At 72.2% G+C, this 12,193-nt stretch carries 8 protein-coding genes; 6 read left to right on the top strand and 2 right to left on the bottom strand.

The window, feature by feature from the left end; translation table 11 throughout:
- Positions 1–120 precede the first annotated feature (120 nt).
- Positions 121–1,593, top strand: coding sequence for a type VII secretion protein EccB (gene eccB / locus Q5696_RS16435; RefSeq protein ID WP_305092343.1), 1,473 nt, complete (start codon positions 121–123; stop codon positions 1,591–1,593).
- 3 nt (positions 1,594–1,596) lie between these two features.
- On the opposite strand, the gene mycP is transcribed toward eccB, so the two are convergent.
- The gene (gene mycP, locus Q5696_RS16430) at positions 1,597–2,991 is read right to left on the bottom strand and encodes a type VII secretion-associated serine protease mycosin (protein ID WP_305092342.1); all 1,395 of its coding nucleotides are present in this window, start codon (positions 2,989–2,991) and stop codon (positions 1,597–1,599) included.
- An 8-nt stretch (positions 2,992–2,999) separates the two neighbouring features.
- On the bottom strand, positions 3,000–4,469 hold the full coding sequence (gene eccD, locus Q5696_RS16425; RefSeq protein ID WP_305092341.1) for a type VII secretion integral membrane protein EccD: 1,470 nt from the start codon (positions 4,467–4,469) through the stop codon (positions 3,000–3,002).
- Between the two features lie 186 nt (positions 4,470–4,655).
- Here eccD and eccCa point away from each other — a divergent pair, with 186 nt between their 5' ends.
- From eccCa to rocD, 5 genes are all read left to right on the top strand, one after another.
- Complete coding sequence (gene eccCa, locus Q5696_RS16420) at positions 4,656–8,657, top strand: type VII secretion protein EccCa (RefSeq protein ID WP_305092340.1); 4,002 nt, start codon at positions 4,656–4,658, stop codon at positions 8,655–8,657.
- A gap of 32 nt (positions 8,658–8,689) precedes the next feature.
- Positions 8,690–9,907, top strand: coding sequence for a type VII secretion-associated protein (locus Q5696_RS16415; RefSeq protein ID WP_305092339.1), 1,218 nt, complete (start codon positions 8,690–8,692; stop codon positions 9,905–9,907).
- 166 nt (positions 9,908–10,073) lie between these two features.
- Complete coding sequence (locus tag Q5696_RS16410) at positions 10,074–10,388, top strand: WXG100 family type VII secretion target (RefSeq protein WP_305092338.1); 315 nt, start codon at positions 10,074–10,076, stop codon at positions 10,386–10,388.
- 38 nt (positions 10,389–10,426) lie between these two features.
- A complete protein-coding gene (locus Q5696_RS16405; RefSeq protein WP_370654810.1) occupies positions 10,427–10,711 on the top strand; it encodes a WXG100 family type VII secretion target in 285 nt (94 codons plus the stop codon).
- Positions 10,712–10,851: 140 nt separating this feature from the next.
- Positions 10,852–12,111 (top strand): ornithine--oxo-acid transaminase, encoded by a 1,260-nt coding sequence (gene rocD, locus Q5696_RS16400; RefSeq protein WP_305092337.1) that lies wholly within the window; start codon positions 10,852–10,854, stop codon positions 12,109–12,111.
- Positions 12,112–12,193: the final 82 nt, after the last annotated feature.

Below are 12,193 nucleotides of genomic sequence, written 5' to 3'. Positions count from 1 at the left end.
AACCAGACGGACGTCTCGTCCGCCGAAGGGTGCGTATCCGCGAACTGTACTGTGTGGGATCGGAGCGCGCGTCACAGCATGGGGGCGGAGCGCGCGCCGGGGGTGTCAGGGGGAGGAAACATGGCTGCGCAGCCGACGACGCGATGGCAGATCAGCGGATACCGATTTCTCGTGCGGCGCATGGAACATGCGCTGGTGCGACGCGACGTGCGCATGCTGCACGACCCGATGCGCTCGCAGTCGCGGGCACTCGCCGTGGGCGTGGTGATCGCGTGCCTCGGGCTCGCCGGATGCGCGGCTCTCGCCCTGATCCGTCCGCAGGACAAGATCGGTGACGCGTCGATCGTCGTCGGAAAGGATTCGGGGGCAATGTTCGTCGCGATGGACGACGCCCTGCACCCCGTCCTCAACCTGGCTTCGGCGCGGCTGATCGTGGGGGAGGCGGCCACCCCCGCCGTCGTCGCCGAAGCGGAGATCGACGCCCGTCCCCGCGGTGCGCTGGTCGGGATCCCCGGTGCGCCGTCGGCACTGCCCACCGGCCCCGGCGCGGACGGGACACCGTGGACCGTGTGCGACACCGTCGCCGGTGACGGGACAGCCACGGCCGCAACGACGATCGTCGTCGGCGAGCCCGCATGGAACGACCGTGTCGCCCCTGCCGCCGGCGGCGAGGCACTGCTCGTCGAACACGACGACCGGACGTACCTCGTGTACGACGGCCGCCGTGCCGCCGTCGACCTCACCGACCGCGGCGTCACTCGCGCGCTCGGACTCGAAGGGGCGCGGCCCCGGCCCGTCAGCCGCGGACTGCTCAATGCGATCCCCGAGGTGCCCGCGATCACCGCCCCCGTCATCGCGGGATCCGGCGGTCGACCCACCTACGAAACCGCCGGTCGCACAATCGGTTCGGTCGTCTCGGTGAAGCGTGGCGACGAACCCCACTACTACGTGGTGCTCCGCGGCGGCGTCCAGGAAGTGGGGGAGGCGGCGGCCCTGCTGATCCACTTCACCGACTCCCAGGGCCGTTCCGAAGTGCCCACCGTGGCACCCGACGCCCTCGCCGGCGCACCCACCGTCCACGAACTCGACACCGCGTCCTTCCCCCGCACGCCACCACGCCTCGTCGGCGCGGACCGGCCCGTCGGCTGCCTGACGTGGACGCCGCGACCACCCGCCGAAGGGGACGGGTCCGGCAGCGTCGACGCCGACCTGACCGTGTCGGCGGGCCGGGCCCTGCCGATCCCCGACGAGGCCCGGCCGGTCAGGCTCGCACAGGCCGACGGGCCCGGGGACGCCGCCGACGCGGCCTATGTACGTCCCGGCAACGGCGGCTTCGTGCAGACCACCGGACTCGAATCCGGCAGCGCACGCAAGGGCGGACTGTTCTTCGTCGCCGACACCGGTGTCCGCTACGGCATCGCCGATGCCGACGCTGCGACAGCCCTCGGTTTCGACGTGCCGGGGGCGCCGGCCCCGTGGCGGATCGTCGAACTGCTCGCCCCCGGACCGGCACTCGGCCGCGGGCAGGCCCTCGTCGCGCACGACGGCATCGCACCCGACCCCGAGTCGGCCCCCGTCGCGTCCGGGAACTGACCGCTACCGGTCGCGGCGGAGACGTCGGAGCGGGAACGAGGCGAGCACACCGAGTACCGCGACCACCGCGACCACCCCGGTCGCGGCCAGCGCCACGATCCGCGGCCGGGAATCCGGCTGTGCCGGCGGTGGCGGCGCCGGGATCGCCGCCGAGCGGGCCGGGACGGTGGCCGGAACGGTGACGAGGTCGGCGAGCAGATCGGCGCTCACCGCGGCCACCGGGTCGACGACGCCGTGTCCGACATACGGATTCCATCCTTCGGCGGGTGCGTGCGCGGTCGCCTCGATCCGTGCCGTCACCTGCTGCGCCGTCAACTGCGGATACCGGGCCCGGACCAGGGCCGCCGTCGCCGCGACCAGTGGTGCCGCGAAACTGGTGCCGTCGAACGAGCGTTCCTCGCCCTGCCCGGTGAGCCACTGCCGGGTCTGTCCGTGCCCGTCCGGGGCGAGGGAGACGATGCCGGTGCCGGGGGCCGCGACATCCACCCACGGGCCACCGAGACCGAACTCCGACGGGGAACCGTCGGGATCCACCGATCCGACGGTGAGCACATAGTCGTCGTACCAGGCCGGTGTCGCGATCGTTGCCACCGCATCCCACGGATCGGCGTCCGGGTGCAGCGGATCGGCCGGCGGATTCTGGGCCGCGCAACCCCCCGACCGGTAGTTGCCGGCGGCCGCCACGATCACCACGTCCTTCACGGTGGCCGCGTACTGCACTGCGGCGCCGAGAGATCGGTCGCCGACACCGTCCGCGGCCGGACGGCACGCCACCTCGGAGATGTTGACGACGGTGGCACCCAGATCAGCGGCACGACGGATCGCCATCGCCATCGTCTGCGTGTTGCCGTACCCGCTCGAATTGGCGGTGTCGGTCGCGTCGTCGCGGCGCCCGGTCTCGGAGAATGCGGCACTCGACTGCCGGATCGTGACGATCCGTGCGTCCGGCGCGCCCCCGGCGAACCCCGACGACGCGACCGGTGCCGCCGCGATCAGCCCGGCCACGATCGTGCCGTGCGCGTCGCAGTCGCCGACACCGTCCCCGGTCCCGACGTAGTCGCCGCCCGGGGTGAGCCCCGGAAGCCGGGGATGTGCCGCGACTCCGGTGTCGATGACCGCCACGACCTGCCCCTGCCCCCGCGACAGCGGCCACACCGATGCGAAGTCGAGGGCCTGCTGCGGGAGCGGCACGGCCGGGTCGTCGGCCATCGGCACCGTGACGGTGCAGGCCGCCCGCTGCTCGGTCGGGGCGAGTGGGCCCGGCGGCGACGGCGGCGGGAGCTGCGACGGATCGATCGGGGGCGGTGTCACCGCACCGGCCACCCCGAGGGGTGTGGTGGCGGCGACGAGTGCGGCGGCGACGGCGACCAGGGCGGGCCGGACGCGACGTACGGTCACGACGAACCTCACAGGCCGCGGACGGCCGCGAACAGTCCCGACACCCAGCACGCCAGCGGGACGATCGCGGCGATCGCGGCGTAGTCCACCAGCTCGGCGGCACGCCGCTGCACGGGCGAGAACGCCCGGTTCGGGGTGACGATCCCGAGCACGAGCCCCGCGACGACGGCGAGCATCGCGGCCGCGAACACACCGAGCGCCGCGGCCGGTACGGCGATTGCGGTCCCGACACCCAGGACGACGAGGACCGTCGCACCGCCGGCGATCAACGGCACCGCCTGCCGCGCCGCCGTGTAGGTGCGTCCCCGGAACATCAGTACCGCGGCGGCCGCGGCTGCGAGCGCGACCGCAGGCCACGAGATCACGCCACCGACCGGCACCGCCGCGGCGAGCACACCGGCGCCGGTGAGCAGCGTCGTCGCGCACACCAGTCCGGTGAGCACGCGCCGTGCCTGCTCCGCGCGGGCCTCGACGGACTCGAACGACGGCAGCGAACCGTCGGGGCCGTCCGCGGTGTCCTCGTCCGGGTCGATCGCCGCCCCCGGCGCCGGGACCGGCGGCAACGGCAGCTTCGCGATCAGCATCGACAGCCGCGGCGCGGACGCGAGCCCGAGCAGCGCCGCGCACGCCAGGAGCGCACCGATGGCCCGTGGCGGCTGTGCGGTGAGCACCCCCGCGAGCGCGGCCCCCGCACCGAACAGCGACGCCGTGGCCGCCGCGGTGAACACCGTGTGCCCGACACCGGACGCCCGCAACGCCAGCACCGCCGCGGTGCCCGCTGCGACGCACCCCAGCAGCAGGTGTGGTGCGCCGCGGTCGCCGGGAACCCCGAGTACCCCGGCCGCGAAGGCGACCGGCAGCGCCGCGGCACCGAGCGCGACCGCTGCCCCCGAATCGCGGTAGACGCGTCCCACGACGGCGCCCGCGACCACGAACAGGATCGCGACGAGCAGCGCGGCGACAGCACCGACGATCGCGGCCACGTCGCCGTCGACCTGCAGCAGCGCGAACGCCCCCGCGACCGCGGCCACGCCGGCCGATGCGCAGCCCGCGATCCGAGCCGTCCGCGGTGTCCACGGATGCGTGTGATCGGTATCGGCGACCGCGACGTTGTACATGACGTCGTCGAACAGTGGTGGCGGCGAAGCGTTCTCGACACCGTCGAACACCAGGACCTCGCCGTCGAGGACACCGTGCTCGTGCAGGCTCAGGGCCGGGGACAGCGGTGGTGTCCCGAGTCGGGACAGCGCCCAGCGCGACGGTTCCGTACGTTCGGCGGCCGCGTCGAAGTCGTTGGCGGCACTGTGTTTCCGCACCAGATCCGCGATACCCGGAACGAGGAGTTCGACGGGCACCGACCCGGGCAGTGCGAGATCGATCTGGGTGTGCGGCGCGAGCACCGTCAACCGGACGAGGTCGGAACGCTCCCGCGCCCCGGGCCCGCCCGGATCGGTGCGTGCGGTGTCGACGATGGTCACGATGATCCCCCCGGATTCCGGCGACCGGGCCCCCGCCGGCGCTCGCGCGTATCGAACTCCCGGCACTGTACCCGCACCCCTCGACACCCCTGCACGGTGTGCGTTGTCGGTGGTGTGCGGTAGTTTCTCGTGTCGCGAGTCCGACAGCCCGTGGGGGGCGACTCGCAGTCTTCTGGGGGTGGAAGCATGGGGACGGTGCATTTCGTGCGCCGCGCACGCCGTGAGGCGCCGCGCACGCCGGGCGGCGAGGTGAGTCTGCAGACGCCTCCCGAGATCCCGCGGATCACACCCGGCAGCCTGGTGACCAAGCTGCTGCCGGTCGTGATGGTCGCGGCGATGATCGGCATGGTCGCGCTGATGTTCACGTCCGGGATGGCGCGCAACCCGATGGCACTGATGTTCCCGGTGATGATGCTGGTGTCGATGGTCGGGCTCCTCGCCGGATCGGGGCGGGGTGGGGGAGCGAAGGCCGCGGAGGCGAACGCCGACCGCAAGGACTACCTGCGCTACCTCGACCAGCTGCGGCGCGACGCGATCGACACCGGCCGGCAGCAGCGCCGTGCGCTCGAATGGAGCCATCCCGACCCGGACACCGTGTGGACGCTCGCCGGCACCGTCCGTATGTGGGAGCGGCGCGGCACCGACCCGGACCACTGCCACGTGCGGGTGGGCCTGGGCAGTCAGCGGCTCGCAACCCGGCTGGTGCCACCCGAGACCGGGCCGGTCGAGGACCTCGAACCCGTCTCCGCGGTGTCGCTGCGCAGGTTCGTCCGGGCCCACTCGGTGGTCCCGGACCTGCCGACGGCGGTCTCGTTGCGGGGATTCGCGGCGATCTCCGTCGACGGCGACCGCGACGCGGCCCGTGCGCTGCTCCGCTCGGTACTGATCCAGCTGTGCACGTTCCACGGCCCCGACCAGGTCCAGGTCGCGGTCGTGTGCGGCCCCGACACCGCGGCCGAGTGGGACTGGGTGAAATGGCTGCCGCACACGCAGCACCCGGACGCCGTCGACGGTGTGGGCGCCGCGCGCATGGTGTACGGGTCGATCATCGAGCTGGAAACTGCGCTGGGGCAGCATTTCTCGATGCGTGGACGGTTCTCCCGCAGCGCGCCGGCCACGGCCGGGGTGCCGCAGATCGTCGTCGTCGTCGACGGCGGCATCCTCGGCGGGGACAGCGGTGTCGTCACCGACGGCGGACTGGATTCGGTGACCGTCCTCGACCTGAGTGGATACTGTCCGCGGCTCGCTGCCACCCGCGGACTGCAGTTGGTGACCGAGGACGGATCGCTCGGCGCCCGCAGTGGCGTCGGGGTGGAGACGTTCGCCACCGCAGACGCGCTCACGGCCGCGCAGGCGCGGTCCGCGGCCCGGCGGCTCGCCCCGTACCGGATCTCGTCCGGGCCCGACCTCGACCCAGCCGCCGACGACGGCGCCCCGGTCGCGGCGGGCTGGACCCGGCTGCTCGGTGTCGGCGACGTCGACCGATTCGACCCGGATGTCGCGTGGGCGCCACGGTCCGGCCGGGACCGGTTGCGGGTGCCGATCGGGGTCGGTGTCGACGGTAGTCCCGTCGAACTGGATCTGAAGGAAGCCGCACAGAACGGCATGGGCCCGCACGGGTTGTGCATCGGCGCCACCGGATCCGGCAAGTCCGAGTTCCTGCGCACCCTCGTCCTCGGGCTGGTCGCGACGCACTCCCCGGACGCCCTCAACCTCGTGCTCGTCGACTTCAAGGGTGGCGCGACGTTCCTCGGCCTCGAATCGGCGCCGCACGTCGCGGCCGTCATCACCAACCTGGCCGAGGAACTGGCGATGGTGGACCGGATGAAGGACGCCCTCGCCGGAGAGATGAACCGTCGGCAGGAACTCCTGCGGGCCGCCGGCAACTTCGCGAACGTCACCGACTACGAGAAGGCCCGTGCCGCGGGCGCCGACCTCGCGCCGCTGCCTGCCCTGTTCGTCGTCGTCGACGAATTCTCCGAACTGCTCAGCCAGCAACCCGAGTTCGCGGAACTGTTCGTCGCGATCGGCCGCCTCGGCCGGTCGCTGCACATGCACCTGCTGCTCGCCAGCCAGCGTCTCGAAGAGGGCAAGCTCCGTGGCCTGGACAGTCACCTGTCGTACCGGATCGGGTTGAAGACGTTCTCGGCCAACGAGTCCCGCACCGTCCTCGGTGTGCCCGACGCCTACCATCTGCCCGCGTCACCGGGCGCCGGTTATCTCAAGTGCGACTCCGCGGAGATCGTGCGGTTCCAGGCCTCGTACGTGTCGGGTCCCTACGAGCGCGAACGCGTCCGGCGGTCCGTCACCGAGACCGTCGTCGCCGACGACGTGCGGATCCACGAGTTCACGGCGTCGCCGGTGGCGGTGCCGGAGCCGGTACGCCTCGCCGAACCTGCAGTGCCGCAGCCGGTCCCGGAACCCGAGACCGACACCGATCCGCGATCCCTGCTCGAGGTGCTCGTCGACCGGATCCGGGGCCGTGGCCCGGCCGCCCACGAGGTGTGGCTGCCGCCGCTCGACGTCCCGCCGACCCTCGGCGAGATCCTGCCCCCGGCACCGGAACCGGCGGCGCACGCCGGCCTGCAGGCGCCGATCGGCATCATCGACCGGCCCTACGACCAGCGGCGGGACCTGCTCGTCGTCGACCTGGCCGGGGCCACCGGCAACGTCGCGATCGTCGGCGGGCCGCAGTCCGGCAAGTCGACACTGCTGCGCACCCTGATCCTGGCGACCGCCGCCACCCACACCCCGCAGCAGGCACAGTTCTACTGCCTCGACTTCGGCGGCGGCACCCTCGCCGGACTCGCCGGCCTGCCACACGTGGGATCCGTCGCCAACCGACTCGACGTCGACCTGGTGCGGCGCACCGTCGCCGAGACGGCCGCCCTCGTCCGCCGCCGCGAACGCCGTTTTCGGGAACTCGGCATCGAATCGATGGCACAGTTCCGCAGCCTGCGGGCGAGCAGTGCCGCGGGGGAGGACGGCGCCGGGGACGTCGCGGACGATCCGTTCGGTGACGTGTTCCTCGTCGTCGACGGCTGGCCGAGCATCCGGCAGGACTTCGAGGCCCTCGAAGCGCAGATCGGCGCCCTCGCCGGACAGGGCCTGTCGTTCGGCGTGCACGTCGTCGTCACGGCCCCGCGCTGGGCCGACATCCGTCCCGCGCTCAAGGATCAGCTCGGCACCAGAATCGAACTGCGCCTGGGAGATCCGACGGACTCGGACGTGGGACGTGCGAAGGCGATGCTGGTGCCGGTCGGGCAGCCGGGTCGCGGCATCACCCGCGACGGCCTGCACCTGCAGATCGCACTGCCCCGGCTCGACGGGCACGCCCGCACCACCGACCTCGGTGTCGGGGTCGTGGACGCGGTCACCCGCATCGGCGGACGCTCCACCGGCCCGTCGGCGCCGCGGGTGCGGATGCTGCCCGACCTGGTGCCCCGCCCGGACCTGCTCGCCGCCGCACCCCGGCCCGACCCGGCGGACGGGCCGTGCCTGACAGTCCCGATCGGGCTCGACGAGGCGGAACTCGCCCCCGTCCACCTGGACTTCGGGGACCAGCCGCACTTCCTGGTGTTCGGCGACAGCGCATGCGGCAAGACCACGCTGCTGCGCGGCATCTGCCTCGGGATCATGGAGGCGAACACCCCGAAGCAGGCCAAACTCATCGTCGGCGACTACCGGCGCACCATGCTCGGTGTCGTCGAGGGCGATCACCTCGCCGGCTACGCGGCGTCGGCGACGACCCTGACGACGATGATGACCGATCTCGCCGCGATCCTCGCGAGCCGCCTGCCCGGGCCCGACACCACCCAGCAGCAGTTGCGGGAACGGTCGTGGTGGTCGGGGCCGGAGATCTACGTCGTCGTCGACGACTACGACCTGGTCGCGACGTCGAACGGCAACCCGCTCACCCCACTGCTCGACTACCTGGCCCACGCCAAGGACGTCGGCCTGCACCTGATCATCGCGCGCCGCTCCGGTGGCGCGTCCCGTGCACTGTACGAACCGGTGATCGCCCGGCTGCGGGACCTGGTCCCGGCAGGGCTCGTCATGAGCGGTAGCCGCGACGAAGGAAACCTCGTCGGCGCCGTCCGGCCATCCGAAATGCCCGTGGGTCGTGGAACATTCGTGACACGAAGTGGGACGTCGCTCGTGCAGACGGCCTGGCTGCCGCCGCTGTGACCCGCGTGTACCTCGGTGCCGGAACGGTTTGGGTGACCGGGCCGGCCGGGGTCGTGCGCATCCCGGATCCGGCCGTGCGGGACGGTGTCGACGGCATCGACGACGCGTCCGCCGTCGACCTGCTGGCCGCCGCCCTGCACCGCGGGCTCGGGCAGGCGTTCGGCGGTACCGGATTCGTCCCCGACCTCACCGTGCTGCACCCGTCGCACTGGGGTGCACCCCGCTGCGGCGTCCTCGAGACCGCAGCCCGGCGTTGTGCGCAGCAGGTGACATCGGTGCCGGTCGCGCTCGCGGTACCGAGCCCGGCCCCGGGTTCCCGCCACGTCGTCCTCGAATGCGGGGAACTGTCGTCCACCGCGACCCTCGTCGAGGGCAGCGAGCACGGTCCGCGCGTCCTCGCATGCGAACTCGCCTCGGACACCGGCACTCTCGACCTGCGCGACGACCCGGCCGGGATCTCCACGATCGCGGACCTGGTCCGGGCCGTGGCCGGGGACCGGCGGCCGGACGCCGTCGTGGTCGCCGGGGAGTCCGACGACGCCGTGATCGGACTGCTCGCCGGCACTCTCGCCGCACCGATCACCGCGGCGCCCCCGCCGGCCCTCCTGGCGCCGTCACCTCCGCAACCACCACAGCCACAGCTGCGATCTCCGGCGACGGGCGGCGCGGCCACGTGGACGGATCCGGCCCCGGAACCGCGCCCGAAGCGCCGGGCACCGATCGCCGGAGCCGTGGCCGCTGTCGTGCTGGCCGCCGCCGTGGGGGTGGCCGCCGCGGTACTGCCGGGGAGCCGGACGGGCGGCCCCGAACCCCTGCGACACTTCGAGATCGGTGGCGCGACCGTGACGCTGGCGTCGCCGTGGGAGATCGGGAAGGCCACCGGGAACCGGCTCGATCTGGTTCCGGGGGAGCAGACGGACGGACAGCCGCGTCGACGGATCATCGTGGTCGCCGTCGACGTCGGAGACGACACCGACCGGGACGCGGTGGCGCGGGCACTCGAACGCGAGATCGTCGACCGTGGCCCGGACGGGCCGTTCACCGCGTTCGATCCGTCCGCGGACCTCGACGGCCGGCCCGCGGTCACGTACCTCGAGTCGCCGCAGGACGATTCGACGGTGCGATGGCACGTACTCGTCGACGACGGGGTGCAGATCAGCGTCGGCTGTCAGTACACGGAAGGCGGATGGGACCTGCTCGCGGACGACTGCACCCACGCCGTCCGCAGCGTCACCGTCGGCCCGAAATGACCCGCGGGAAAGAAATTTCGGATCGGACGGAACCGAACCGACCGGTAGCCGCGTCCAACCACATGTAGGCGCGAACCGACCGAGACGACTCCTTGGGGGGATCGGTGGGGAGGGACGCGAAAGGACACCGGTGCCGGGGCGCCGGCGCGCAGCCGAAGGAGTCGATATGAGCGATCAGATGAGGACCACCGTCGAAACGATGGACGCCACCGCGCGTCGCGTCGGTGACGTCCGGACCGAGATCCAGGGCCTGCTGAGCACCCTCAAGGGTGAGGTGGACGGGATCCGTGGCGGCTGGGAGGGCTCCGCCGCCCTCGCGTTCCAGAGCCTCATGGAGCGGTGGGACGCGAGTGCCACCAAGTTGAACCAGGCTCTCGACGCGATCGGCGAGAACATCAAGTCGAACAGCGTCTCGTACGACGGCGCACAGCAGGACCACACCAGCTCGCTGAACAACGTGGCGAGCAGCCTCAACATCTGAGCCACCCGAACCACACCACCGCACACCCAGGAGCAGTCATGACCATGCGTTACTCGTTCGGGCAGATCGAGGCACTCAAGCTTCGCATCGATTCCATCCAGGCCCAGATGAACGGAAAGCTCGACGACCTCAAGGCCCACATCGCCCCCATGGTCTCGGAGTGGGAGGGCTCGGCGTCCGAGGCGTACCAGGCGCAGCAGGCCAAGTGGGACTCCGCCGCCCTCGAACTCAACCAGATCCTCGACGCGGTCGGCCGCGTCGTCGGCCAGGGCAACGCCGACATGCAGCAGGTGAACACCGCGGCCGCCAACAGCTGGGCGTAGCCGCCCCGGGTCGAGACCGTGTGCCCCGACGGAGGAGAGCCGTCGGGGCACACGCGTGTCCGACACCGATTGCCGACCGGTCGGTGCGGGCGGATACTGGCGGGACCGAATGCGGTGTCCTCGAGGCGGGGAGGCGGATCATGGCGGTGCGGTGGCAATCCGAGCAGTCCGGGCACTCCGATCGGCTCGTGCCGGTGACCGCCGCGACGGCGGCCGAGATCGAGCGCGCCGACCGCTGCAGCGCCCACAACTACAGTCCGCTGCCGGTGGTGATCGCGTCCGGATCCGGGGCGTGGGTGCGCGGCATCGACGGCGTCGACTATCTCGACGTCCTCGCCGGCTATTCGGCCCTGAACTTCGGGCACGCGCATCCGGACCTGGTGGCGGTGGCCCGCGACCAGATCGGCACCCTCACGCTCACCAGCCGCGCCTTCCAACACGACCGGTTCTCCGACTTCTGCGCCGACGTCGCCCGGTTGTGCGGCAAGGACGCGGTGCTGCCGATGAACACCGGCGCCGAGGCCGTCGAGACCGCCCTCAAACTCGCCCGTAAATGGGGGTACGACGTCAAGGGCGTGCCCGACGGCCGCGCCGAGATCGTCACGTGCGCCGGTAATTTCCACGGCCGCACGATCGCCGTCGTCGGTTTCTCCACCGACCCGGACGCCCGCGGCGGCTTCGGACCGTTCCCGCCCGGCTTCCGCACCGTCGACTACGGCCGTCTCGACGCCCTGGCGGACGCGATCACCGAGCACACCGTCGCGGTCCTCGTCGAACCGATCCAGGGGGAGGCCGGGGTGCGGGTGCCACCGGACGGCTACCTCGCCGGAGTGCGCCGACTGTGTGACGAGCACGGCCTCCTCATGCTCGCCGACGAGATCCAGAGCGGACTCGGCCGCACGGGGGACACGTTCGCGTGCGACCACGAGAACGTCGTGCCCGACGTCTACATCCTCGGCAAGGCGCTCGGCGGCGGCATCCTGCCGGTGTCGGCGGTGGCCGCGAACCGGGATGTGATGGACGTCCTGCATCCCGGTCAGCACGGCAGCACGTTCGGCGGCAACCCACTCGCGTGCGCGGTCGGCAGCGCCGTGGTGAAGCTCCTCGAGACCGGCGTGTACCAGCAGCGCAGCCGCGACCTCGGTCGGTACCTGCACGAACTGCTGGCCCAGTTGCCCGCCGACCGGGTCGGGCGGACACGCGGCCGGGGACTGTGGGCCGGCATCGATCTGGCGCCCGGGCAGCCGTCGGCGCGGACGGTCTGCGAACGACTGCTGGCCCGCCGGGTCCTCGCGAAGGACGCGCACGAGGGCACGATCCGGATCGCGCCGCCGCTCGTGATCGACCGAGACGATCTGACGTGGGCGGTGGAACGGTTCGCGGACGCGCTCGGCGGATGACCCGATGTTTTGACCCTGCTCCCGGTCAGCCGGTATCGTTCTACGTCGGCGTGTCGTCTTTCGTGGTGTCCTGCGGTTCGCT

The sequence above is a fragment of the Prescottella sp. R16 genome, assembly GCF_030656875.1.
Lineage (GTDB): Bacteria > Actinomycetota > Actinomycetes > Mycobacteriales > Mycobacteriaceae > Prescottella.
Note: the sequence above shows the minus strand (reverse complement) of the source record. Positions and strands in the feature narration are given on the sequence as shown.